Source organism: Bacillus sp. FJAT-27001, assembly GCF_019039175.1.
GTDB lineage: Bacteria > Bacillota > Bacilli > Bacillales > Bacillaceae > Bacillus > Bacillus velezensis.
This window is the reverse complement of record NZ_JAHOAA010000003.1, coordinates 207,057-229,626: the sequence shown is the minus strand read 5'-3', so window position 1 is coordinate 229,626 and position 22,570 is coordinate 207,057. Positions and strand designations below refer to the sequence as shown.

Annotated in this window: 26 protein-coding genes and 1 pseudogene; 9 read left to right on the top strand and 18 right to left on the bottom strand. The window is 47.7% G+C overall.

The genetic code is table 11. The features are described from left to right. Nucleotides 1–42: 42 nt before the first annotated feature. Together BGM27_RS11315 and BGM27_RS11310 are read right to left on the bottom strand one after the other, a co-directional pair. A complete protein-coding gene (locus tag BGM27_RS11315) occupies nt 43–1,230 on the bottom strand; it encodes an FtsW/RodA/SpoVE family cell cycle protein (RefSeq protein ID WP_007407709.1) in 1,188 nt (395 codons plus the stop codon). A gap of 201 nt (nt 1,231–1,431) precedes the next feature. Then, nucleotides 1,432–1,890 (bottom strand): GNAT family N-acetyltransferase, encoded by a 459-nt coding sequence (locus BGM27_RS11310; RefSeq protein WP_007407710.1) that lies wholly within the window; start codon nt 1,888–1,890, stop codon nt 1,432–1,434. A gap of 292 nt (nt 1,891–2,182) precedes the next feature. Here BGM27_RS11310 and ywcE point away from each other — a divergent pair, with 292 nt between their 5' ends. Further along, nucleotides 2,183–2,443, top strand: a complete 261-nt coding sequence (gene ywcE, locus BGM27_RS11305; RefSeq protein WP_003150937.1) for a spore morphogenesis/germination protein YwcE — start codon at nt 2,183–2,185, stop codon at nt 2,441–2,443. Nucleotides 2,444–2,486: 43 nt separating this feature from the next. Here the strand turns inward: ywcE and qoxD are convergent, their stop codons facing one another. The 4 genes from qoxD to qoxA are packed head-to-tail and all read right to left on the bottom strand — an operon-like array spanning nt 2,487 to nt 6,428. Further along, nucleotides 2,487–2,855 carry a cytochrome aa3 quinol oxidase subunit IV gene (qoxD, locus tag BGM27_RS11300; protein ID WP_007407711.1) on the bottom strand — a complete coding sequence of 123 codons (369 nt, stop codon included), beginning with the start codon at nt 2,853–2,855 and terminating at the stop codon, nt 2,487–2,489. A gap of 1 nt (nt 2,856) precedes the next feature. Then, nucleotides 2,857–3,471, bottom strand: a complete 615-nt coding sequence (gene qoxC / locus BGM27_RS11295) for a cytochrome aa3 quinol oxidase subunit III (protein WP_003150930.1) — start codon at nt 3,469–3,471, stop codon at nt 2,857–2,859. Nucleotides 3,472–3,485: 14 nt separating this feature from the next. Next, complete coding sequence (qoxB, locus tag BGM27_RS11290) at nt 3,486–5,435, bottom strand: cytochrome aa3 quinol oxidase subunit I (protein ID WP_012118743.1); 1,950 nt, start codon at nt 5,433–5,435, stop codon at nt 3,486–3,488. A 27-nt stretch (nt 5,436–5,462) separates the two neighbouring features. After that, nucleotides 5,463–6,428: a cytochrome aa3 quinol oxidase subunit II gene (gene qoxA / locus BGM27_RS11285; protein WP_012118744.1), complete on the bottom strand. Its 966-nt coding sequence runs from the start codon at nt 6,426–6,428 to the stop codon at nt 5,463–5,465. 502 nt (nt 6,429–6,930) lie between these two features. Here qoxA and BGM27_RS11280 point away from each other — a divergent pair. Then, nucleotides 6,931–7,176 (top strand): GlsB/YeaQ/YmgE family stress response membrane protein, encoded by a 246-nt coding sequence (locus BGM27_RS11280; RefSeq protein WP_003150926.1) that lies wholly within the window; start codon nt 6,931–6,933, stop codon nt 7,174–7,176. A 17-nt stretch (nt 7,177–7,193) separates the two neighbouring features. Here the strand turns inward: BGM27_RS11280 and galT are convergent, their stop codons facing one another. The 4 genes from galT to BGM27_RS11260 form a co-directional block, all read right to left on the bottom strand. Continuing rightward, nucleotides 7,194–8,735, bottom strand: coding sequence for a UDP-glucose--hexose-1-phosphate uridylyltransferase (galT, locus tag BGM27_RS11275; protein WP_007407713.1), 1,542 nt, complete (start codon nt 8,733–8,735; stop codon nt 7,194–7,196). Next, entirely contained in the window at nt 8,725–9,909 is a 1,185-nt protein-coding gene (locus tag BGM27_RS11270) for a galactokinase (protein ID WP_007407714.1), read from the bottom strand. The genes galT and BGM27_RS11270 overlap by 11 nt, the downstream gene beginning before the upstream one ends. Before the next feature lie 51 nt (nt 9,910–9,960). Next, entirely contained in the window at nt 9,961–10,347 is a 387-nt protein-coding gene (locus tag BGM27_RS11265; RefSeq protein WP_032863219.1) for a GtrA family protein, read from the bottom strand. A 79-nt stretch (nt 10,348–10,426) separates the two neighbouring features. After that, the gene (locus BGM27_RS11260; protein WP_007407716.1) at nt 10,427–11,050 is read right to left on the bottom strand and encodes a TetR/AcrR family transcriptional regulator; all 624 of its coding nucleotides are present in this window, start codon (nt 11,048–11,050) and stop codon (nt 10,427–10,429) included. Between the two features lie 335 nt (nt 11,051–11,385). On the opposite strand from BGM27_RS11260, the gene BGM27_RS11255 reads away from it, so the two are divergent. The 3 genes from BGM27_RS11255 (at nt 11,386) to BGM27_RS11245 (ending at nt 13,118) form a co-directional block, all read left to right on the top strand. Beyond that, nucleotides 11,386–11,547, top strand: a complete 162-nt coding sequence (locus BGM27_RS11255; protein ID WP_003150917.1) for an anti-repressor SinI family protein — start codon at nt 11,386–11,388, stop codon at nt 11,545–11,547. A gap of 216 nt (nt 11,548–11,763) precedes the next feature. Further along, the gene (locus tag BGM27_RS11250; protein ID WP_007407718.1) at nt 11,764–12,444 is read left to right on the top strand and encodes a class I SAM-dependent methyltransferase; all 681 of its coding nucleotides are present in this window, start codon (nt 11,764–11,766) and stop codon (nt 12,442–12,444) included. After that, nucleotides 12,444–13,118 (top strand): glycosyltransferase family protein, encoded by a 675-nt coding sequence (locus BGM27_RS11245; RefSeq protein WP_007407719.1) that lies wholly within the window; start codon nt 12,444–12,446, stop codon nt 13,116–13,118. The genes BGM27_RS11250 and BGM27_RS11245 overlap by 1 nt, the downstream gene beginning before the upstream one ends. Nucleotides 13,119–13,138: 20 nt before the next feature. Here the strand turns inward: BGM27_RS11245 and BGM27_RS11240 are convergent, their stop codons facing one another. The 6 genes and pseudogenes from BGM27_RS11240 to cidR all read right to left on the bottom strand — a co-directional run bounded on the left by BGM27_RS11240 (nt 13,139) and on the right by cidR (nt 17,898). Further along, nucleotides 13,139–13,741, bottom strand: coding sequence for a DsbA family oxidoreductase (locus tag BGM27_RS11240; RefSeq protein ID WP_007407720.1), 603 nt, complete (start codon nt 13,739–13,741; stop codon nt 13,139–13,141). Between the two features lie 86 nt (nt 13,742–13,827). Beyond that, on the bottom strand, nt 13,828–15,084 hold the full coding sequence (efeB, locus tag BGM27_RS11235) for an iron uptake transporter deferrochelatase/peroxidase subunit (RefSeq protein ID WP_007407721.1): 1,257 nt from the start codon (nt 15,082–15,084) through the stop codon (nt 13,828–13,830). An 18-nt stretch (nt 15,085–15,102) separates the two neighbouring features. Then, nucleotides 15,103–15,422, bottom strand: a pseudogene (locus BGM27_RS11230) (Efem/EfeO family lipoprotein); the annotation flags it as partial. Between the two features lie 75 nt (nt 15,423–15,497). After that, the gene (thiE, locus tag BGM27_RS11225; RefSeq protein ID WP_007407724.1) at nt 15,498–16,172 is read right to left on the bottom strand and encodes a thiamine phosphate synthase; all 675 of its coding nucleotides are present in this window, start codon (nt 16,170–16,172) and stop codon (nt 15,498–15,500) included. After that, complete coding sequence (gene thiM / locus BGM27_RS11220; protein WP_003150909.1) at nt 16,169–16,987, bottom strand: hydroxyethylthiazole kinase; 819 nt, start codon at nt 16,985–16,987, stop codon at nt 16,169–16,171. Before thiM ends, thiE begins: the two co-directional genes overlap by 4 nt. Before the next feature lie 2 nt (nt 16,988–16,989). Continuing rightward, on the bottom strand, nt 16,990–17,898 hold the full coding sequence (gene cidR / locus BGM27_RS11215; protein ID WP_003150908.1) for a cidABC operon transcriptional activator CidR: 909 nt from the start codon (nt 17,896–17,898) through the stop codon (nt 16,990–16,992). 106 nt (nt 17,899–18,004) lie between these two features. Between cidR and BGM27_RS11210 the strand changes: the two genes are divergently transcribed. The 3 genes from BGM27_RS11210 (at nt 18,005) to BGM27_RS11200 (ending at nt 19,376) form a co-directional block, all read left to right on the top strand. Continuing rightward, nucleotides 18,005–18,391 carry a CidA/LrgA family holin-like protein gene (locus BGM27_RS11210; RefSeq protein WP_007407725.1) on the top strand — a complete coding sequence of 129 codons (387 nt, stop codon included), beginning with the start codon at nt 18,005–18,007 and terminating at the stop codon, nt 18,389–18,391. Then, nucleotides 18,373–19,053 (top strand): CidB/LrgB family autolysis modulator, encoded by a 681-nt coding sequence (locus BGM27_RS11205; RefSeq protein ID WP_007407726.1) that lies wholly within the window; start codon nt 18,373–18,375, stop codon nt 19,051–19,053. Before BGM27_RS11210 ends, BGM27_RS11205 begins: the two co-directional genes overlap by 19 nt. A gap of 128 nt (nt 19,054–19,181) precedes the next feature. Continuing rightward, nucleotides 19,182–19,376, top strand: coding sequence for a YwbE family protein (locus tag BGM27_RS11200; protein ID WP_003150901.1), 195 nt, complete (start codon nt 19,182–19,184; stop codon nt 19,374–19,376). Nucleotides 19,377–19,410: 34 nt separating this feature from the next. On the opposite strand, the gene BGM27_RS11195 is transcribed toward BGM27_RS11200, so the two are convergent. Beyond that, a complete protein-coding gene (locus BGM27_RS11195; protein ID WP_007407727.1) occupies nt 19,411–20,598 on the bottom strand; it encodes a class I SAM-dependent rRNA methyltransferase in 1,188 nt (395 codons plus the stop codon). Between the two features lie 94 nt (nt 20,599–20,692). Here BGM27_RS11195 and BGM27_RS11190 point away from each other — a divergent pair, with 94 nt between their 5' ends. Beyond that, on the top strand, nt 20,693–21,076 hold the full coding sequence (locus tag BGM27_RS11190; protein ID WP_003150894.1) for a glyoxalase GlxA: 384 nt from the start codon (nt 20,693–20,695) through the stop codon (nt 21,074–21,076). A 28-nt stretch (nt 21,077–21,104) separates the two neighbouring features. Here BGM27_RS11190 and celB read toward each other — a convergent pair whose 3' ends face one another. Next, the gene (gene celB, locus BGM27_RS11185; protein WP_007407728.1) at nt 21,105–22,439 is read right to left on the bottom strand and encodes a PTS cellobiose transporter subunit IIC; all 1,335 of its coding nucleotides are present in this window, start codon (nt 22,437–22,439) and stop codon (nt 21,105–21,107) included. Between the last annotated feature and the right edge of the window lie 131 nt (nt 22,440–22,570).

The window sequence follows — 22,570 nt, the reverse complement described above, 5'->3', positions numbered from 1 at the left end:
TCTAAACAAAAAAAGACAGCCCGAAAAACGAGCCGTCTCACATTAAGAATTAAACAGGTAGCTTTTATATTTCGTCAGCTGCACACTTGCGTTATATACGATCCCGAAGCTGATTAATGTAGAAAGCACCGAGCTCCCCCCATAGCTGACAAACAGCAGCGGAATACCGGTAACCGGCATAATGCCGATATTCATCCCGATGTTCTGGAAGGTGTGAATCACGATAAGTGCAGTAAATCCTACGCAAAAAAACGCGCCAAATCGGTTAAACGCATGCAAGCGGTCAATCAGCACCACAAGTCTGTAAATTAAAAAGAAAAACATGACAACCGCAATGGCGCAGCCTAAAAATCCAAAACTTTCACCCAAAATCGCAAAGATAAAGTCGGTCTGTCCCTCAGGTACGTACACCTTCAGATTATGAACGCCGTTTCCGGTAATGCCGCCCGATCCGATCGCCATAACGGCCTGATCCACCTGCCAGCTTTTATCGCTCTCTGCCTGAGTCGTTGCCGCACTGGAGTCAGACATCCACGATGTAATCCGGTTAATTTGATAATCCGCAATGCCGATTGAATTCGCCACATGGGGAAATTCAATCACGAGAACTAAGAAAAGGCCAAGCACAAGCGCGGCCGAACCGCCGATAATGGTGATCAGCTTCCAGTTCACACCCGACATAAACACCATCACCATAACGATAAACAGACAGATCGCACCCGTTCCGGCATCCTGCAAAACGATCATCCCGATCGGAATAACCGTCCATGCCGCAATTTTCAAAAGCAGATTCACATCTTCCCGAAGTGACCTTTGATCCTTCGGGCCCGCCTTCGATATAATGGACGCGACCATCATCATAATTCCTATTTTCGTAAACTCAGAGGGCTGGAGGGTAAAGTTTCCGATTTGAAACCAGCTCTTCGCTCCGTTTTTAATCGGCGCGATGGATTCCGGTGCCACACGCAAAAGGAGCAGCGACAGCACACCGGCAATCAATACGTACAGACTCAGTTTTTCAAGCTGCTCTAAATCAAAGTACAGCAATAATCCGATGAATCCCGCACCTATAACATAGAAGACAATCTGTTTCATCCAGGCACTGCCTCCGTACTGCCCGAACTGTCCGGCCGCATAAATCGCCGCAACACTAATTATTAAAAACACACCAAATATAAAAATCAAATCCCCCTGATAATAGGGATTTTGCTGTTTCTTATATCGACTCATTCTATCCCGCCTTACATTTTCATCGGAAGTCACTATTGTTTATTATACATGAACACCGTTCAAGAAAACATGATGAGGTTGCTTCCTTTTTATTTTTTACGGTTTGGGGACTACACGACATATGACGTGTCAGAAAAGGAAATGTTTCGGTCATGATGAAACTTTTCCGATAAAAAACCCCTTCTCGTCAGAAAAGGGGTTTCAGCCTATGTTTAACGTCATAAACAAGCTGTTCGGGTCCTCTTTATAATGTGCAAACGGATCACAATATTGAAACCCGGCTTTTTCATACAGGCGTCTGGCGGGGAGAAAAGCCTCCATAGAACCGGTTTCCAAGCTGATCCGATGATAGCCCCGCCGCCTTGCTTCTTCAAGCATATGGCGGAGGATCCGGTTGGCAACGCCTTTTCTGACATGATGCGGAGAGGTTTTCATTGATTTGATCTCACCGTGCCGGCTGTTTAGCTCCTTTAAGGCACCGCAGCCGAGCAGGATGCCGTTTTCCCTCGCACTCCAAAACGTAACGTCAGGCTGACGCAGCCGGTCCGCATTGAGCGCATGTATACTTTCCGGAGGAGAATGCATGGTCATGCTCTTCAGATGATCCTGCAAAAGCGCAAAGACATCCGGCGCTGTGACATCTTCTTTCCTTACGTCCACTTCAAACCACCCTTGCTGTGCATATTTTCTTTGACCATAGCAAAGGTTCACAGCCTGCGCCATTCCATTGTCCGGAAATGTGACAGGGTATTTGGCCTTTCCGGTTTCTTGTACCTATCCAAAAATGAGGCAATAGTTGCAATACATTTCTCGAAAAAGCGGTATCAAAAATTGGAAAACATGGTATAATAATTGTAACAAAATGTTCAAAAAACGACCACAAAACAGACACATTTCATTCTCTGTATTTCATTTTGGAAACGCTCCCATAAAATGAAAGGAGACATGTAAGATGGACATGTTTTTTGCTTATTTACTGGTCGCGAGCGCAACACCCCTCTTTATCTGGCTGGATAACAAAAAAGTCGCTCTTTCGGCCATACCGCCAATTATTCTCATGTGGGTTTTCTTCTACTTTTACGCAACCAGCAGCCTATCCCCTCTCGGCCACACACTCATGATCATCCTGTTTGCCGTCAACGTCATCGTTGCCCATATCGCCGCCTTTATCATTTACGGCCTCCCGCGCCTGCGCCGGAGAAGAAGCCAATAAAGGCACCAAAAACCCTCTTCGCATAAACGAAGAGGGTTTCTTTTTATTCCTGATGTTCGGAATGATGCTTCGCACCGCCAGGAGGGTTTCCATCCATATGGTCACCGTGATGGTAGTGCGCCGCAAAGATCCAGATGGAACCAAGGATGATAACAATCGCTCCGAAAAATCCGAAGAGCGTGTTTCCGACTTGAATTCCGCCGTTTTCGCTTTCTGTCATGTGCATGAACATGAGAAGCTGAAGACCGGCTTGGATAAATGCGAATCCGAAAATGATCCAGAGTTTTGCTGATGGGCTTAATTCCGTATATACTGCAACCCAAAGGGCCAGCAGGGTCAGAATAATAGACAACGCAAAACCTACGATATGCTTCCACGGAAAGTGGCTGTGTTCAGCAGATTTGTTTGCCATATTATAGTCCCCCCAATCCGATGAGATAGACGCCTGTAAAGATGAAGATCCAAACAACGTCTAAGAAGTGCCAGTATAAACTTGAGATAAAGATTTTTGAAGACGTCTGCGGCGTTAATCCGCGTTTCTTCAATTGCAGTAAGATGCCGGCAATCCAGAAGATACCGATCGTTACGTGCGTTCCGTGCGTTCCCAGAAGGACGAAGAATCCAGACCAGAAAGCACTTGTACCGAGAGATGCTCCTTCATGTACATAGTGGATGAACTCGTTAAGCTCACATCCGACGAAGCCCGCGCCAAGAAGAAGCGTAATGATCGTCCAAATGACGACGCCTTTTAAACTTCCGCGACGCATTTCATGAACAGCGATCCCGCAGGTGAAACTGCTGATCAGAAGCAGGAATGTCATGATCATGACAAGCTTCACTTCAAATAATTCAGCCGGTAAGACTCCTCCTGCTGTTCTTCTTTGAAGAACGAAGAAGGTTGCAAATAGTGTTGAGAACAACACAATCTCTGCCCCTAAAAAGATCCAAAACCCGAGAATATTGAGTCTGCCGGTTTCAGATTGATATTCCATAGGCGCGTTAGAATTGCCGTGTTCTGCATGTTCCATAAATCACGCCTCCTTTATTCGGAAATCTTTCTTTCCGTCTCTTTTATTTCTTCAACAGGTATATAGTAGCCATTGTCATATTCAAATGAACGAAGCACCATGCAAAGCAGAATGCCGATCAAGCCGACAATGCCCATCCAGAACCATTCAAATACAAGTCCGAAGCCTGCAATACCGAACGCCACTGACATAATAAGCGGTCTTCCGGAGTTGTGCGGCATATGGATTTTCTTGAACTTGCTTTCCGGATGAATATCCGTTTTGTCTTCTTTCAATTGCAGGTACGCATCTTGAGATTTCACTTCAGGAAGCACCGCAAAGTTGTAATGCGGCGGAATCGCAGATGAAGTCGCCCACTCAAGCGTACGTCCCACGCCCCATGAATCTCCGCTGATCTCGCGAGTAGAGTAGCGGAAGCTGTAGTAGATGTTGTAGCAAAGGATTAAGAATCCGACACCCATCATGAAGGCTCCGACAGTTGAAATAAAGTTCAATGCAGTCCATCCGTCATTCGGTCCGTATGTGTAAATACGGCGAGGCATACCTTGCAGCCCCAAGAAGTATTGAGGGAAGAAACATACATTAAATCCGATCATAAAGATCCAGAAGAACCATTTTCCGATTCTTTCGTTCAGCTTGTGACCGAACATTTTCGGATACCAGAAAATAAATCCTGCGAAACATGCAAATACCGTACCCGCGATCAGCACATAGTGGAAGTGAGATACGAGGAAGTACGTATTATGGTATTGATAATCCGCTGCAGCCATCGCAAGCATAACCCCTGTTACCCCGCCGACAACGAAGTTCGGGATGAACGCGAGCGCCCACAGCATCGGTGTTGTAAAACTGATCCGGCCTTTATACATCGTAAAGAGCCAGTTAAAGATTTTAACCCCGGTCGGAACCGAAATCGCCATCGTTGTAATCGAGAAGAAAGAGTTAACAGACGCACTGTTCCCCATTGTGAAGAAGTGGTGAGTCCATACTAGGAAACTCAGGACGGAAATGGCGATAATTGAGCCGACCATCGCTTTGTAACCGAATAACTGCTTTCTTGCAAACGCTGAAATAATTTCAGAGAAAATACCGAATGCCGGTAAGATAACGATATATACTTCAGGGTGTCCCCAAATCCAGAACAAGTTAGCCCAAAGCATCGGCATACCGCCGGCTTCCAGCGTGAAAAAGTGAGCGCCGAACAAACGGTCAAATGATAACAGCGCCAATGCCACTGTCAAAACAGGGAAGGCGAATACGATAATAACCATTGTAATCAGCGTCGTCCATGTAAACATCGGCATACGCATCAGCGTCATGCCTTTCGTACGCATTTTCAGGATCGTCACCATAAAGTTGATACCCGTCATCAGCGTACCGATACCGGCAATCTGAAGACCGAGCAGGTAGAAGTTCTCACCAGGCCCGGGACTCATGTCGTTGCTTGCCAGCGGCATGTAACTCGTCCAGCCTGCGTTCGGAGAACCTCCGATAACGAAAGAAATATTGAAAAGCATCGCACCTACGAAGAACGTCCAGAAACTCAGGTTGTTCAAGTAAGGGAATGCTACGTCGCGCGCACCGATCTGCAAAGGTACGACAACGTTGATCAGACCGATTAAAAACGGCATCGCCATGAAGATAATCATGATCGTACCGTGAGTCGTAAAGATCTCATTATAGTGGTTTGAGTCTAAAAAACTGTTATTAGGAAGCGCTAACTGGGCGCGCATCATCAAGCCGTCGACCCCGCCGCGGAACAGCATGATAACAGCAGAGATAATGTACATGATTCCAAGTTTCTTATGGTCTACAGACGTCAGCCATTCAGACCAGAGCCATTTCCACTTTTTGAAGTATGTGAGTACAACGATGATAGCGATAGTGGAAAGCGCAATGGAAACTTGTGCGCCCAGAATTAATGGGTCACCTGTTACAAAAAATTCATCCCATCTCAATTTCATTCGGGCTTCCTCCTTTCTTGTTCAATTTCAATCTTGTTTATCGTCGGATACTTTAAATTCGTTTTTCTTTACATTTTCCCACGGATCTGTTTTAGAGTGCGGTGATACGGCTTTGTAGCCAAGGCGTTTGCGCGCCTCCATCGCATATTCGGCATCTTGGCCGTGGTCAACGTATTTTAAGTGTGTAGAAGAGAACGTTAATTTACCGACATTCTCCGGAAGCATCAGTTCGTCATACTTCTCTTTCGTCAGCTTTGGAGAATCGCTTTGGGCTTTTTTCACCCAGCTGTTAAAGTCTTTTTGCGTAACAGCTTTTACGTTGAATTTCTGGTCGGCAAAGTGTTCGCCGGTGAAGTTCGCGTTGCGGCCTTCATATGTTCCCACTTTGTCAGCCTGTAAGTATTGATCCATCAGCATTCCCGCCATCGCGTATTTTTGTCCCCCAAGCTGAGGAATCCATAGCGATGCCATTGAATCGGCTGAAGAAATTTTAAATAAAACCGGACGGTCTACAGGAATGTTCAGGTAGTTAACCGTCTCAATATCCTGCTCAGGGTAGCTGAATACCCATTTCCAGTCTACCGAAGTAGCATAAACAACAAGAGGCTCTTTATCCTTTGTCGCTTCAGGCGCTTTTTCTAACGAATATATCGTCTGTACGGTAGGCACAGAAAGTGCAATAACAATTAAAATTGGGATCACTGTCCAGACTACTTCTAAGAACGTGTTGCCGTGCATCTCGGGCTTGTAATTTCCGCTGTCTTTGCCTTTGCGGTCGCGGTATTTCACTAAAATGATTGTAAATAGTACGAAAACGACGCCGACAATGAACAGCATAAATCCGATTGACAAGAGAATCAGATCTTTCTGCTGGTCTGCTACAGGTCCTTTCGGATCTAAAACGGAAATGTCGCTGCATCCGCCCAGTACGAAAACAACAGCCAACATCGCTAATAAAAGTAACGGTTTAAATGCTCTGAACAAGAAGATCACCATCCTTCCTATTGATGTAGTGAATCTGAAATGTACTTTCTCAAAATCTTTTCTCTATCTACCTTGTTATGCTATCAAAATCTGCCCTTATTAGCTTTATTTTTTTCTAAAGTTCATCTTTTTTTCGACCTAATGTCACAAAATCGTCAAAAAATGCATGAACTTTTTCCACTTGCGCAAATCAAACATAAAAAGTTTTAGATCATTTAGCATATATAGAGAAAAAAGATAGTGAGAACGAATAATACCAAATAAAGGTTTACCATAATAAAAAACGCTGGTCAACAAAAAGTTTCATTTTGTTAAACATTCTACAAAAGAAATATTTTTTCCTTTGCTCACACCTTTTCACACGGTTTCCATTTTAACGCAATGCATTGTGAAAAAAAAGACCGGAACGCGCCTTGATATGTTCATTATAAAAAACACATTCATATGTTTAATATGGACAAAACGAAGGAAACATATAGGCATAAATAATAAAAAATAGGAAGTGATATTTATGGGTTTTATCGTATCTCTGATTGTCGCTATTATTATCGGCTGGATCGGAAGTTTATTTGTAAAAGGCAGTATGCCCGGGGGAATCATCGGGTCAATGATCGCCGGTCTGATCGGCGCATGGATCGGGCACGGACTGCTCGGCACATGGGGCCCTCACCTTGCCGGCTTTGCCATCATTCCGGCAATCATCGGAGCTGCGATCGTGGTGTTCTTATTCAGCCTGATCGCCAGAAGCAGAGGATAAAAAAAAAGCCTCGTCCCTTATGGGATGGGGCTTTTTTCCGGTAGAGCGCCCAAATGGCGGATAAACCGCCGGAAAGCCGCTCTGCCTTCTTCTGTTTGTTTAAAGACGCCGGCATGCTCCAGTATCCGCGCAAAGGCATGGCCGATTTCCTCTTTCAGAATCTGTTCCGCGTTTTCTTTCGTTACCTTCCGCTTATGCAGCACACTGAGCGCCCAATCTTTATGCGCTGCCGCAGAAGGGTCTGCCGTTAAGACCGCTTCCGGGTCCGGTGAGCACAGCGCTTCAGCCGTGTATTTCATTTCTTGTTCAAGGCGGCCCGGCAGAATCGCAAGCCCCATTACCTCAATCAGTCCGATATTTTCTTTTTTCAGGTGATGAACTTCCTGATGGGGATGAAAAATTCCCAGCGGATGCTCATCAGAGGTGCGGTTATTTCTGAGGACGAGATCTAATTCGAATAAACCGTTTCTCCGCCGGGCAATCGGCGTAATTGTATTGTGCGGTGTTTCTCCTGAATGGGCGAGGAGATCAGCCGCCTCATCGGAATAACCGCGCCACGCCCGCAGGATGGCATCCGCCGCGCCGGAAAGCTCAGACGCACTCTCGCTTTGCAGGCGGATGACCGACATCGGCCACTTCACAATTCCCAACACCGTTTTCGGATAGTCAGGCAGCCTGTACCGGCTTTCTGTCTCCGCCCGCGCCATCGGGAATTCATAATTGCCCCCCTGAAAATGGTCGTGGCTTAAAATACTGCCGCCGACAATCGGCAGATCAGCATTGGAACCGAGAAAATAATGAGGATACTGGCTGACGAACGACAGCAGCCGGTCAAACGTTTTTTTACTGATCTTCATCGGTTCGTGCCGGTCTTTCAAAACGATGCAATGCTCCCGGTAATACACATACGGAGAAAATTGCAGAAACCACTGCTCATCGCCGAGAATTACCGGAATGACACGAAGGTTTTGACGCGCCGGGTGATCCGGTCTCCCCTCGTACCCGACATTTTCTTTACAAAGAACACATCTCGGATAATCGGATTGAGGCTGCTCTTTGGCAGCGGCAATTGCTTTCGGATCTTTTTCCGGTTTTGAAAGGTTGATCGTGATGTCCAGCTTTCCGTAAGCCGTCTCAGCCGTCCACCCGACATTCCGCTGTATTCTGTCCGAACGGATATAATACACATCCTCTGAAAATCGGTAAAACGCCTTTGTCGCCTGCTCCGGTCCGTGCACCGCCTTTGTTTCTTCAAAACGACGGACAATCTCGGACGGCTGCGGGGCAAAGCAGCCCATGATCTTCGCGCTCAGCAGGTCGCGATAGGTGTCTGTATCGGCTGCAATCCGGCCCGTTTCTGCCGCCCATTCATAAATCGGGGCCAATATGTCCGGCAATGATGCCGCCGATACATTTTCTTTCTGTTCTGGAACCTCCGGATGGGTGATATGCAAAGCTTCATACAAACGGTTTCTCGTATATTCAATATCAAGAAATGAAATCAGCTCTTTTTGCAATCCGTACCGGATTAAACGTTCCACGTGCCGCTCAATTGCCATCGTCATCCCCCTTTAGTTCTCTCGCTCCGGCTCCGACATCCGCCGTGTAAAAGTCAGCTTTTCTCCCTGTCTTCTCCTCATAGCGGGCCCCTGCCGTTTCAATAAAATCCGAAACCGCATCGTCCTTGACGATACTGACCGTACAGCCGCCGAAACCGGCTCCCGTCATCCTTGATCCGATCACCCCGCCGTGGCGCCAGGCCGCTTCAGCCAGTGTATCCAGCTCATGACTCGTCACCTCGTAGTCATCGCGTAAAGAGAGATGCGAATCCCTCATTAATTCACCGATATGATGAAGCTGATTGTTACTGAACATGTCGGCGGCCTCTATTGTGCGGTGATTTTCATAGACGGCGTGTTTCGCCCGGCGTCTGTTCACTTCATTCTGAATCAGCTCCGCATGGGCGTCAAAAGCGGAAGGGGTCAGCTCTCCCAGTGATTGAACGGAAAGATGCTTCTGAAGATCACAAAGCGCTTCCCCGCACTCCTTGAGCCTCGTATTATAGCCTGAATCTGCAAGCGTTCGTTTTTTATTGGTATTTGCAATAACGATCGACAGCCCCGACAGCCCGAGTTTTGTATATTCAAAGCTGAGCGTCCCGCAATTCAGCAGAATCGCATGATGTTTCTTTCCCATTCCGATGGCGAATTGATCCATTATTCCGCAGCTGACGCCGATAAAGGAATTTTCCGCCGTCTGAGCGAGCTTCACCAAGTCGAGCATATCCGCCTCAAGCTCATGGCATTCCTTGAGAATGACCGCCGTAACAAGTTCAATCGAAGCCGAAGATGACAGCCCCGCGCCGTTCGGGATGTTTCCCCAGAACACAATATCGAAGCCGTGCGGAAGGGAAAAACCGCTGCCGAGACATTCCGCCATGACCCCTTTCGGATAGTTGGCCCACCCGTCCTCTTTTTGATAACGGATATTATCGAGACTGCATTCCTTTATGCCCGCATCTTTAAAATGATGAGAGTACATTCTGACGAGCCTGTCCCCTCTCTCCCGGACGGCTGCATATGTACCGATCGTCAGCGCGCAAGGAAAGACGTGGCCCCCGTTATAATCCGTATGCTCTCCGATGAGATTCACTCTGCCGGGCGCAAAGAAAATGCGCAGGTCCTCCGATTCCCCGAATACATCAGCAAACGCTTTCTTTATTTTGTGCTTCATACGCATCCCCTTTCACTATTACACTTTCCCCCGGGGCGCGGAAAGAAACCGTTATGACACGCCCTCTTCTTTCGCTTTTCTGAAGACAATCCACTTGCTGGCCGCATAGTTGACGACTACGATAATGACGTTATCGGCGATTTTCGCCAACGTTTCGTTCATATGAAATTGACTGACCAGAAGAATCATCATGGCGAGATCGATGGCGAGAGACAATACCCGCACGCTGAAAAAGGCCGTCAATTCTTTCATCAGACTCCGCATCCCCGCGGTCTTTTGCTGAAATACATACAGTTTATTCGTGACATATGCAAATAGAACGGACAGAATCCAAGCAGCGACGGTCGCCGCCTTGTAATCCATCTCAAATGCCGACGTCAGAAAGTAAAAACTGACGATATTCACGATGGTCGTGAATATCCCCATAATGATATACATCATAATTTCTCTGTAGCGCATGGCAGTTCCTCACTTTCTGAAAGACTTTTCTAAACCTTTTGTCAAATCAAGAAGAACGTTACCCTGATTTTCTGCCGCTGACAAAAACATAGAGCGCGTCAAACATGCTGCGGAAAGTAACCGGCCTTCCCAGCACATTGGATTGCTTAATCATCCCGTCGATGAGCGCGCACATCATTTTAGCGGTATGCTCGGTATCTATATGGTCTTCTATTAAATTTCTCGATTTGAGCCAATTTATGTACATGGTGCTTTCTTCTATCCATAACTTATAAAGATGGATATAAGCTTCATATTCACTGACGACTTTGTAAGTAGGCATATGAACGGCAAAAGACACAACATTCCAGGCAGGCTTGCTGTTTACAAACCGCATCAACAGGCTGGCCGCGCTTGCCGCAGCTTCACAAAGCGTCAACGGCCGCGCTGTTTGCTTTTCTAATTCATCGAGATAGCCGGTGATGATCCTTTTTTTAATCTGACGCCTGTCTAATAAATGCTTCAGAAAATCTTCCTTGCTTTCGAAATGAACGTAAAACGCGCCTTTGCTGAAACCCGCCGCTTTACTGATGTCATCGATTGAGACTGAATCGTAAGCTCTTTCAATCAGGAGATGAAGGCCTGCGTCAATAAAACTTTCAAATGTTTCTTCTCTCTTAATTTGAAATTTGTTTTTTTTCATTTTTTACCCCAGCTGTTTGATCATTCACTTTATCTTACACCGAATCATTCTTTTGCGGTATTTTTTATGCAAAAAGAATATGCTAGTCGACGCTTTGAGGGTAAATATTAATAGGTCATATGATTTATTTTTATTTGCATACTATCCAGTCAGTATTTATTTGTTTATTATTATACGTAAGAATTCTTGAAGGATTTTGGTTATTTCAGTCATTTTCTTAGGGAATAGGTAGGTGAATTCATCTTCAATTTGGGATTACCGGCCAACTATGTGTGATATTTGTTATACATTGGCTGCTGTAGCTGGGCAAATCAATTTTTCAATTGGAGGTTCTTATGAAAACTCATGTAATGAAAGATATAGATCAAGATTGGCAATTGTTAATTCAAGAGGCTAGAATCATGGGTTTGCACATTGACGATGTGAGGCGCTTCTTAAATACTGAAAAAGCGGTGAAGAAAAAAACACCAATGAAAAACACCATCCGCCAGCGGTAAGATTACAGGCGGATCCTTTTACTATATGACCTGCCACAGTCCGCCCGCACCCGAGTTTTCAAAGGAACAGCCGCAATAAGAGGGGAATCAGAGAACAAACCGTATACCGGACAACCATTCCCGTCCGCATTCCGCAATTGAACAGCCAAACATGGTGATATGAGATCCCCCCGCTGCATATCTTGTGTATATGCCCATTTATGAGGTGATACACAGATGGATACGAATCCCTATTATGATGAAAAACAACAGAACTACTACGAAGGCCTGAATCCTTATTTATTGAACAAAATAGACGAAAACTGGCGGACAGTGCTTGATGTCGGCTGCGGCACAGGCAATTTAGGAGCGGCGATCGAAGACCGCGGAATAACGGTTTACGGCATTGAAGCGTATCCCGAAGCCGCAAAAAAGGCGGAAAGCAAATTGAGCCACGTGCTTTGCGGCGACATTGAATCCGCCATTCTTCCGTACGAATCAGAACAATTCGACTGCATGCTGTTCGGAGACGTTCTTGAGCATCTTATCGACCCGTGGTCCGTGCTGAAAAAGCTTCGTCCTTATGTAAAAAAAGACGGCACGGTGCTTGCATGCATACCGAATGTCGGCCACATCTCAGTGGTGCTGGAGCTTTTAGCCGGCAAATGGACTTACAGTGACGCCGGATTAATGGATCAGACCCACCTGCGTTTTTTTACCCGTGAAGAGACGCTTTCATTATTTAAAGCCGCCGGCTATGAGGTGAAACGCATTGAGGCGATCCGCGTTGATCACCCCTCTTACCACAAAGCCATCGCAGCATTGCACGAAGTATGCGTACAGCTTGGCATAAGGCATGACTTTATGACAGAAGCATCGGCGTATCAATATGTGATTGAGGCCGAGAGGAGCATGTAATGGATTCACATTCATTTCTGTTTGTCGTCTGTGTGAATGACGAGCCGCTCTACTCCCGGTGCAAGAGCCATATCATGCAGCTTACCGTCCCCCCTTCATACTCCGTTGATATCATGCCGATATACGATTCAGCAAGCATGGCCTCGTCCTACAACAAAGCGCTGAGACACCCCTCCAAATATAAAATTTATCTGCATCAGGATACCTTTATCATTCATCAGCATTTCCTACATGACATGCTTCATATCTTTCAAACTCATCAGGAGCTCGGCCTTCTCGGTGTCGCCGGCTGCAAAACCCTGCCGCCGAACGGCATTTGGTGGGAAAGCGGAGAGCGGATGGGAAAAGTGATTGAATACCGGGGGAATGCTTATCACCCGCTGGACTTTGAGCACGGCGATGAAGACGGCCTGTTTACGCCCGCTGACGCCATTGACGGCTTGTTAATGGCGGCTCAATATGACGTGGAGTGGCGGGAGGATTTGTTTCGCGGCTTTCATTTTTACGACACATCACAGTCGCTTGAATTTCAAAAACACGGCTATCAAGTCGGCGTCGCCTGCCAGAAAGACCCTTGGTGCCTTCATTTTTGCGGCGACTCATTTGACGCCGCGGCATATGAAGCGGACAGACAAACATTTGTCAAACACTATATGGCAAAGCCCTCTCGCTGATCGAGAGGGCTTTTTTCGGGTTAACGTTTATTCAGTTCCCGCTCAATGATTTGTTCAAAGGTTTCCTTTCCCGCCGCGCCAGGGATTCTCTCATCGCCGATGATAAACGTCGGCACTGCCGTAATGCCGGCTTCTTCATAAGCATGGCGGAGCGCTTCCTGCTGTACGTGTCTGTACGCTCTTGTCTCAAGCGCCTCTTTGAAGGCAGCGCCGTCAAGTCCTGCTTCTTCCGCAAGCTTTGTCAGCACGCCAACGTCACCGATATTTTGTTCTTCCTGAAAGAACGCCTGAAAAACGCGTGTATGGTATTCGCTTCCTTTCCCATGTTCCTTTGCGAAATGAAAGCCTTCAAATGCCAAATCCGTGTAAGGATGCGGTGACACGCGGGGGAACGTGATTTCAACGCCTAACGACTGCGCCATCGGCTCAATGGAGTTTTTCCACATCTGCCGCTTGGCGGGATCATTCACCGGATCAAGTTTCGGCGAGGGGCTCGGACGCAATTCAAACGGCATCCATTCCACCTGTACGTCCTTGTCCTTGATTGCTTCTTCAAACGCCGCTTTGCCGACAAAGCAAAACGGACATACATAATCAGAATATACTTTAATCTGCAGTGTCATTGTAAGTCTCCTTTCCTTTTTATTTTAAGTTGTAACATATGTAGTTACAAGTGTTTTTTTTAAAAACACCCTCCATATGGAAGGTGTCACGATTCCAGCAGCCTTTGGGCGATATATTCTCCTTTTTTACAGCCGCCGGGACAGGCGAATAAGGAAGAGCCGATCGTTTGTGTGTATTCATTCAGCGCATCCTTTGCCGCCAAAGCCTTCAGCATCGGGACAAATTGGCGGTCCGGGTCTTTTTGAAAGCAGATAAACAGCAGGCCTGCGTCAACATAGCCCGTCTTCGGATCAATTCCGTCCGTATAGGAAAATGCCCGGCGCAGAATCTGTCTGCCGGTTGATTTTGCCACGCTGACATGCGAGTCGGCGGGAATTTGATTCAGCTTCACGGGATCAGTTTCCTTTTTTTGTCCGAAAGGCGCGCCCGAGCTTTTCACCCGCCCGAACGTGTCCTCTTGCTCCTTCAAGGATGAACGGTCCCATATATCTAAAAACATCTTAATTTTCCTAAACGCCATGTACGTGCCGCCCGTCATCCAGTCAGGCTCTCCTGATTGAACCCAAACGATCGAATTCATCAGGTTTTCATCCTTTGTGCTTTGGTTGCCGGTGCCGTCTTTAAATCCGAAGAGGTTGCGCGGTGTTTCTCCGTTTTTCCCGCCGCTTAAGAAACCTTTATTGAGAAAGCGGACTTCGCACACCCCCGATGCCTGTTTCATCAGGTTGCGCACCGCGTGAAACGCCGTTTGTTCATTATCCGCGCAGACCTGTATGACGATATCACCGCCGCCTTGTTTCTTATCAAGCTTGTCGTTAGGCATCGGCGGAATATCGGCGAGATGCTTCGGTTTTTTATCTTTCAGTCCGAAGCGGTCCTTCCCGTCTTTCTCGAAAAACCCGGGGCCGAAGCCGAAGGTAACGGTCAAATTCGCCGGTGCCAGATCCTGCGACTCCCCGGTATCCTGCGGAGGCATATATTTATTTTTCTGTTCGCCCGACGGGACGGCGCCTGAAGTCAGCAGCTGCGTCAGGCTTGTCCATTGTTTGAAAAGGGAGATGACATCGGCTTTGTCGCTTGACATGACATCAAGCGCTGCAAAATACACATACGTCTGGTGCGCCGTTGTGATTCCTGCTTGGTGCTTCCCGTAAAAAGGAACGATTTGATCACGATCACGTTTTTCATCATTCTTCTTTGAAGCGGTGGCCGCCGGTTTGAAGAGCGGCGCGAGTCCTCCGAGGCCGCTCGCTCCGACAGCGACGGCGGCGCCCGCGACGGCGCCCCACTTCAGGACATCCCGTCTGTGGATCTGTTTTTCCTTGTTTTGTTCATCGCTCATGCTGCGTCTTAACTCCTTTTAAAGCACATCGGCAATCTTCGACATGGTTTCAGAAAGGGCCGTCAGCTTCGTGCTTATCTCTCTGATTTGATCTGTACTTAATGTATCACAAGACATATACGATTGATCGCACGTTTTGTATTTCGACATCAAACCTTCAAATTCGCTGAATTCCGCATCAAGTTTTTCCGTGACCTCGAAATGATCTCTCACTGCGCGCTTTTCACTGTTTCATAGAGGGCTTTTAAGCCTTCGGCGCCGGCAATGATTGGTTCAGGCATCACTTTGAGCGAAGCGATAGAGCCGTCAAACACTTCGGTCGATATTGCAAGCTGATTGCCCTGTTCTTGACATACGGCTTATATTCTCCAAGTCCGTCACTGGCTTTTTGCGCACACAGAAAAAGGGCCGCCCTATCGGGACAGCCCTGCTTTGGAGCGCCGAATTTCCTCTGAAAACTTCCGCGCCGCCGCTTTTGGATCTTCGGCTTGGCTGATGGCGCTGATCATGCTGACGCCGTCTGCACCCGCTTCAATGACGGGCGCCGCGTTGTCAGCCGTAATGCCGCCGATTCCTACAATCGGAATGGTGATGCCCTGACGCCGCACCTCTTCAATCAATGTAACGCCCTGCACGGCTTCAGCATCTTTTTTTGTTTCGGTCGGATAGACCGGGCCCATTCCGACGTAATCGGCTCCGGCTTCTTCCGCCCGCTTCACCTCGGAGACGTTATGTGCTGACACACCGAGTATCATATCGCCGATTGCCGCTCTCGTTTCTTCGGCGTCTGCGTCATCCTGCCCGATATGCACTCCGTCCGCCTCAAGGCGCAAGGCCAATTCGACATCATCATTAATGATGAAAGGAATCCCGGCCTGCCTGCAGACATCCTGTACCTGCTTCGCGAACAAGACACGTTCCTCCCCTGTTAAAGAACCGCTCCCCTTTTCCCGAAATTGAAAAAGCGTAGCGCCGCCCTCAATGGCTTTTTTCACCACGGAAACGGGGTCTGAGCTTGTATTGTTTGATCCCATAATAAAATAAACCGATAACATATCCTTCATCATTTCCCGAGAAATACGCGTCATTTTTCTGTCACCCTTTCAATTGCGGCAAGCTCGGCCGCTTCTTGTTCTGAGATGCTTGCCAGCTTGTTTAAAAGCTCAATCTGGAAGCTGCCCGGCCCCTTATGGGAGGTGTCCAGAGCGGCAAGCTGAGCGGCGCTTCCGTATACAGAAACGGCTGAAACGGCCGCTTGCAGAACGTCCTGCCCCGCTGCGCAGAAGGCTCCGATTACAGACGTCAGCAAGCATCCCGCCCCCGTCACCTTCGTCAGCAGTTTATCACCGTTATGTACGGCGTATGTGTCGGTGCCGTCGGAGATGACGTCGGTTTTTCCGGTAATCGCAATGACCGTCTTCAGCCCGCTTGCAGCCGTCTTAGCGAGCTGAACCACATCTCCTCCGGCTTCCCCCGCATCCACGCCTTTTATCTTCCAATCAGGGGCGCCGGCAATATTGGCGATTTCCGCGGCATTTCCGCGAATGACGGACAAGCGGACCTCCTGTATGATCTTGCGGGCTGATGCCGTCCGAAACGGCGTGGCGCCGGCGCCTACCGGATCAAAAATGACCGGAACGCCGTTTTCATTGGCCGATTTTCCGGCCGCGATCATAGCTTCAACCGACGCCGAACTGAGGGTTCCTATATTCAGGACGAGCGCTCCTGCGATTTTCGCCATGTCGGCTGCCTCCTCAATTGCATAAGCCATAACGGGCGATGCGCCGAGCGCGAGCAGTCCGTTAGCGGTGAAGTTCGTGACGACATTATTGGTGATACTGTGAACGAGCGGGTTTTGATCCCGTACTTTACTCAAGTGTTGAGCTGCGGTTTGTGCGTCCATGCTTAATCATCCTTTTTTCTCTTTTTCGGATTCCATAAATACGATTTCGTATGCTCCAGCCAGGCTCTGGCGGCAAAGGACATATAGCGGTCTTTCCGCCAAATGATGGCTAAATGCCACGGAATGACCGGATGAACGAGCGGAATGGTTCTGACTTTGTCAGGATCAAGACCGCGGCAGATTCTTTCCGGCAGCAGGCCGATACCGAGGTTGGCCGATACCATTTCGCTGATAAAGTCCCACTGTGACGTTTCATAAATGACGTGAGGCCTGAATCCGGCTTTCACGCATTCCGTCATAATTCGATTATGAAGGACAAAATCCTCCCTGAAAAATATGAACGGCTCTTCTTTCAATTCGTGGAGACTGCATTCTTTCTCGTCAGCGAGCCGATGTGACGGATGGACGACGAGCATAAGGGTTTCCTTGACGATTGTGAACGTATGAAAAATCTCTTCATTCGCGGGAAGTACGACGACCCCGATATCAAGCGAGCCGTCCTCCACCCCTTGCTGCACTTTAATAGAGCCGTCCTCAACAAGCTGAAACGTCACATCGGGATATGTGACGCGGAAGTCACCGAGCACTCTCGGGAAAAAGCCGGACCCGATCATCGGCGGAAGACCGATGCGGACGTGCCCTTTCTTCACTTCCATAATATCGTTCAGCTCTGACGTCAGGTTTTGGAAGGACTTTGTGATTTCCTGCGCCTGCACATACATGCTCTGCCCGGCGTCAGTCAGTTCAACTTGCCGGCCATTGCGGTAAAACAGCTTAATGCCGAGCTCCGTCTCCAGGTTTTTAATCATTTTTGAGATTGTCGGCTGTGAAACATACAGAGACTGTGAAGCCTTCGTAAAGCTTTTCAAACGGGCCACTTCCAAAAAATACGTTAAGTGCCGGATATCCATTACATTTCATCCTTTCTATAGACAAAAGGAATACACATTATTCTTTATATGTATTTTACCTATAGCAAAACCTTCTGTACAATATAAATATAAGGGAGGCATCATTATGAAAAAATTGCTGCTTACCGTTATTCAAATCGCTCTGCTGTTTATATTTGCGCGTCTGATCAATTGGGTCACGGCGGCTCTTCATATAAATATTCCCGGCAGTATAATCGGGATTGTGATTCTTTTCACATTATTGCATTTCAAGATTATCAAACTTGAATGGATTGAGCTTGGCGCAGCATGGCTCCTCGGTGAGCTGCTGCTGTTTTTCATCCCGTCTGCCGTCGGAGTGATTGAATACGGAGATATTATGTCTAAATTCGGCGTAAGCATTTTACTTGTCGTCGTCATCAGCACATTTGTCGTGATGGTTTCAACAGGTACGCTTACACAGCTGATAGCAAAAAGAAAGGAGAAAAAACAAACGTGTTCATCGGAATCATAAGTTTATTCTTAACTGTCTTAGTATATTTGGGCGCGAAAAAACTCTACACTCGTTTTCCGCGGGTGTATACGTCGCCGCTTCTGATTACGCCCGCTGTTTTGGTCGTACTGCTGCTTCTTGTCAATGTCCCGTATCAGACATACAATCTCGGCGGCGGACTGCTGACCGATATGCTTCAGCCGGCAACAGTGGCGTTCGCTATCCCGCTTTATAAATATTTCCCGATTTTAAAGAAATACGCCGTGGAAATTATTTTGAACGTAGCGGTCGGTTCATGTATCGCCATTCTGTCAACGGCCTTTATCGCGAAATGGTTCCATCTCGGCAGCAGCTTAGTCGACAGTCTCGTGCCGCGATCCGTGACGACGCCGATTGCCATGAACGTTTCAGAAATGATCGGCGGGATGCCGGCCGTTACAGCGGTTTTCGTCATTTTAACGGCTTTATTGGGAACGATCATCGGGCCGATGGTCATCCGCTATTTCCGCATTGATAACGAAATTGCCCGGGGCGTGCTGCTCGGAACTAGCGCGCACGGAGCGGGAACATCTAAAGCATTTGAGCTCAGCTCCGTATCAGGAACGATCTCAAGCGTGTCCATGATTCTCGCCGCAATTATGACGCTGTGCGCGGCCCCGATTTTGCTTTCGTTTATGTCATAAAAGACTGCTCCTTACAGAGCGGTCTTTTTTTATTTGCCAATCAGATTGATTTGTCTGTCCTTCATAAAATGACGAAAACACGATATGATAAGATATGAAGTGAAAAGACTGAAGAACGGATGTGTCATATGAACGGCCAGCAGCGAAGCAGCATCAGAAAAGGACTTGAAGTCGATATCGTCCTGAAAGCCGATCAGCGTTCAGGAAAGCTGACAAGAGGAATCGTGAAGGATATTTTGACGAACTCAAGCTTCCACCCGCGCGGCATTAAGGTCCGCCTTGAAGACGGACGAATCGGCCGGGTGCAGCACATTATTGAATAGAAAAAAGCCGGAGCTTCACGCCCGGCTTTTTTGTTTATTTTTTCCGCAAGAAAACAACCTTCAAATAGTTCCCTTCTTTAAACGCGGGAATCGTTTTGAAATCTTCCGGAAGCGTGTATTCTTCCAAAATGTCGTAACGCTCATTTGTTTCTTTAAAGGCGGTCTCTATAAAGCCTTTAAATTTCTTCATATTGAAGGCGCTGCTGTTTGTCGAAGCGACGATGATGCCGTTTTTTGCGGTGATGGCGATCGTTTCCTTCAGCAGATTTTTATAATCTTTCGCCGCGCTGAACGTCCGTTTTTTTGTGCGGGCGAAAGAAGGCGGATCAAGGATGATGAGGTCAAACTCCAGCCCTTTTTTCTCCGCATAGCCGAAGTATTTGAAAACATCCATGACTTTAATGTCATGCGCCTCATAATCAATTCCGTTGGCGCTGAACTGTTCAATCGTTTTTGCGAGACTGCGGTTGGCGACATCGACGCTGGTCGTTTTCTCAGCTCCTCCAAGCGCCGCCGCAACGGAAAATGCCCCCGTATAAGAGAACGTATTCAGCACCCGTCTGCCGTTTGCATACTTATCCCGAATCGCTTTGCGCACATGACGCTGGTCTAAGAAAATGCCCGTCATCGCCCCGTCGTTTAAATCCACCGCGTACCGTATGCCGTTTTCTTGAACAATGACCGGAAAATCTCCTCTTTCGCCTTTGACAAAATCGTCGTCTTCCACGTATTGCCCGGCCGTATCGAATCGTTTCTTTTCATAGATCGCTTTATAAGAAAGCTCCAGTCCGTCAATCGCCTCAATCATGCTGTCCTTATAAGCGTAAATGCCTTTACTGTACCATTGAATCAGCAGATAACCGTCATAAAAGTCAATCGTGACGCCGCCGATGCCGTCGCCCTCACCGTTGAACAGCCGGAACGCCGTCGTATCGGGCGCCTTAAACAGATGGGCTCTTGCTTCAGCCGCTTTTTTCAGCTTGTCCAGAAAGAAACGTCCGTCGATCCGTTCATCTCTCGCGCGGGACAGCACCCAGCCGACTCCTTTATTCTGCAAACCGTAATAGCCTTTTCCGATAAACTCACCCTTCTCGGATGTCACATCAAAAAGATCGCCCTCTGTTAAATGAGCCGAGCTTCCGGACAGAGCGTCTTTTTCAATCAGGGGGAATCCTTTTTTCAGCTTTCCGGCAAATGTATCTTTCACTGTAAGTAGCTTCATTGTGCATTCCTCTTTCGTTTTGCTTTCTCTTATCGTACCATAAAACATGATCAACACCGCATTGTCCCGAAAAATTCAAAACAGGGGGAAAACCATGACAGCCAAAAGAATCGACCATACAGGCATTATGGTCAAAGATATTGAAACATCCATCGCCTTTTATCAAGATGTTCTCGGTATGCAGTTAAAGGATCGTATCACTCATACGAACGGCATTATTGAACTTGCCTTTCTCGGCTTTCAAGAAGGGCCGGAGACAGAAATTGAGCTGATCCAGGGCTACAGCAGCGAGCTTCCCGCAGAAGGAAAAGTCCATCATGTCGCTTTATTAACTGAAGATATCGCGGCGGAGTTCACGCATGCGAAGCGTCAGGGCGCCGTATTTATCGATGAAGAAATCACGACGCTTCCGAACGGGTACCGCTACTTTTACATTGAAGGACCTGACGGCGAATGGATCGAATTTTTCCAGCGTTAAAAAAAACGGGCGAAAGAGCCCGTTTTTTTTATGTTTCTTCAGTGACGTTTTGTTCCGCCGCCCGTTCCTCTCTCCATTTTTGAAGATCCCAAATTCGGAAAAACGGATAATAGATGATAAATGTAATCAGGAGATTGATCAGCTGCATGACCGAACCGGAGATTTTCCCGCCCGTCGCCAAATAACCGGAAATCAGCGGCGGCATCGTCCACGGCACGGCGATTCCCGCCGGTTTTGCCACCATCCCCGTGCTCATCCCGATGTACGTCGCCGTAATGGTCAAGAGAGGCGCAATGATAAAAGGCACGATTAACAGCGGATTCATGACGAGCGGCATCCCGAAAATAATCGGTTCGTTAATGTTAAAAATCGCGGGCCCGATTCCGAGACGGCCGAGCTGTTTCATCTGTTTGCTTCTGGAGCGCACAAGCATGGTCAGCACAAGGGCAAGCGTCGCTCCGCTTCCGCCGACATTAATCCATATTTGAAAGAACTGTGTCGTAAAAATGCTCGGCAGCGCTTCTCCCGCCTGAAAAGCCAAACGGTTGGCATCCATCGCCCCGTACCAGATCGGCGACATGACGCCGCCGATAATGGACGCGCCGTGTATGCCGCACGACCAAAGCAGCATTTGCACGAATTCGGCGATAAGACTTCCGCCGAGACTCCCGCCCAGAATAGACAGCGGGGTGCCCAGCAGATCGCCTACGACATTGTGGAGGCTTTTAAAAGGAGTTATTTCAATAAACAGACGGGCCAGCCATACAAGCGTAATAATAATGAAACCGGGGATGAGCGCAACGAACGATTTGCTGACCGCAGGCGGCACTCCGTCAGGCATTTTAATGACGATATTTCTTTGTATGATAAACCGGTACACTTCCGTAGACAGCATTGCAATGATCATCGCGACAAACAGACCTTTGCTTCCGAGCAGCGAAATCGGAATGCCGCCTCCCACCATAATCTCTGTTGCCGAGCCGTCAGGAATAAACGGAATCTGATACGGCGTCGCCAATAAAAAGGCGGCAAGGGCAATGGCTCCCGACGACAGGGCATCCACCTCATAGCTTTCCGCAAGCCGGTAGGCAATCCCAAAGGCGGCGACAAGCGCCATAATGTCAAAGGACGCATTCACGGGATACCCGAGCTTTTCAACCCAATTTTCACCGAAAAGACCAGCCATAAAATCGGCATAACCGGGAATCGGAAGACTCGTCAGAATCAGAAAAACCGATCCGATGATGATAAGCGGCATAGTCAAAATAATGCCGTCCCGCAAAGCTCTTAAGTGCCTTTGGCCGGCGACTTTTCCGGCGACAGGCATGATTTTTTCTTCCATGACCCGATTGAACGTACTCATTTATCAAAAACCCCCTTTTTGAGTTCATTGCGCAGATGTCTTAAAGCATTTTCTCCATCATATTTTAGAAACGCTTACATTTGCATACAGAAATTTTCCTTATCCCTCAGGAAAAAAAGAATTCCGCACTG

Coding starts and splice junctions, on each gene's coding strand:
- thiM (WP_003150909.1), bottom strand. CDS start 16,987: ATGGACGCACAAACCGCAGCTCAACACTTGAGTAAAGTACGGGATCAA.
- BGM27_RS11280 (WP_003150926.1), top strand. CDS start 6,931: ATGGGTTTTATCGTATCTCTGATTGTCGCTATTATTATCGGCTGGATC.
- BGM27_RS11250 (WP_007407718.1), top strand. CDS start 11,764: ATGGATACGAATCCCTATTATGATGAAAAACAACAGAACTACTACGAA.
- BGM27_RS11240 (WP_007407720.1), bottom strand. CDS start 13,741: ATGACACTGCAGATTAAAGTATATTCTGATTATGTATGTCCGTTTTGC.
- efeB (WP_007407721.1), bottom strand. CDS start 15,084: ATGAGCGATGAACAAAACAAGGAAAAACAGATCCACAGACGGGATGTC.
- BGM27_RS11245 (WP_007407719.1), top strand. CDS start 12,444: ATGGATTCACATTCATTTCTGTTTGTCGTCTGTGTGAATGACGAGCCG.
- BGM27_RS11270 (WP_007407714.1), bottom strand. CDS start 9,909: ATGAAGCACAAAATAAAGAAAGCGTTTGCTGATGTATTCGGGGAATCG.
- BGM27_RS11255 (WP_003150917.1), top strand. CDS start 11,386: ATGAAAACTCATGTAATGAAAGATATAGATCAAGATTGGCAATTGTTA.
- BGM27_RS11315 (WP_007407709.1), bottom strand. CDS start 1,230: ATGAGTCGATATAAGAAACAGCAAAATCCCTATTATCAGGGGGATTTG.
- qoxD (WP_007407711.1), bottom strand. CDS start 2,855: ATGGCAAACAAATCTGCTGAACACAGCCACTTTCCGTGGAAGCATATC.
- BGM27_RS11260 (WP_007407716.1), bottom strand. CDS start 11,050: ATGAAAAAAAACAAATTTCAAATTAAGAGAGAAGAAACATTTGAAAGT.
- BGM27_RS11195 (WP_007407727.1), bottom strand. CDS start 20,598: ATGAAGCTACTTACAGTGAAAGATACATTTGCCGGAAAGCTGAAAAAA.
- qoxC (WP_003150930.1), bottom strand. CDS start 3,471: ATGGAACATGCAGAACACGGCAATTCTAACGCGCCTATGGAATATCAA.
- cidR (WP_003150908.1), bottom strand. CDS start 17,898: ATGGATATCCGGCACTTAACGTATTTTTTGGAAGTGGCCCGTTTGAAA.
- BGM27_RS11200 (WP_003150901.1), top strand. CDS start 19,182: ATGAACGGCCAGCAGCGAAGCAGCATCAGAAAAGGACTTGAAGTCGAT.
- ywcE (WP_003150937.1), top strand. CDS start 2,183: ATGGACATGTTTTTTGCTTATTTACTGGTCGCGAGCGCAACACCCCTC.
- galT (WP_007407713.1), bottom strand. CDS start 8,735: ATGGCAATTGAGCGGCACGTGGAACGTTTAATCCGGTACGGATTGCAA.
- celB (WP_007407728.1), bottom strand. CDS start 22,439: ATGAGTACGTTCAATCGGGTCATGGAAGAAAAAATCATGCCTGTCGCC.
- BGM27_RS11210 (WP_007407725.1), top strand. CDS start 18,005: ATGAAAAAATTGCTGCTTACCGTTATTCAAATCGCTCTGCTGTTTATA.
- BGM27_RS11265 (WP_032863219.1), bottom strand. CDS start 10,347: ATGTATATCATTATGGGGATATTCACGACCATCGTGAATATCGTCAGT.
- qoxB (WP_012118743.1), bottom strand. CDS start 5,435: ATGAAATTGAGATGGGATGAATTTTTTGTAACAGGTGACCCATTAATT.
- thiE (WP_007407724.1), bottom strand. CDS start 16,172: ATGACGCGTATTTCTCGGGAAATGATGAAGGATATGTTATCGGTTTAT.
- BGM27_RS11190 (WP_003150894.1), top strand. CDS start 20,693: ATGACAGCCAAAAGAATCGACCATACAGGCATTATGGTCAAAGATATT.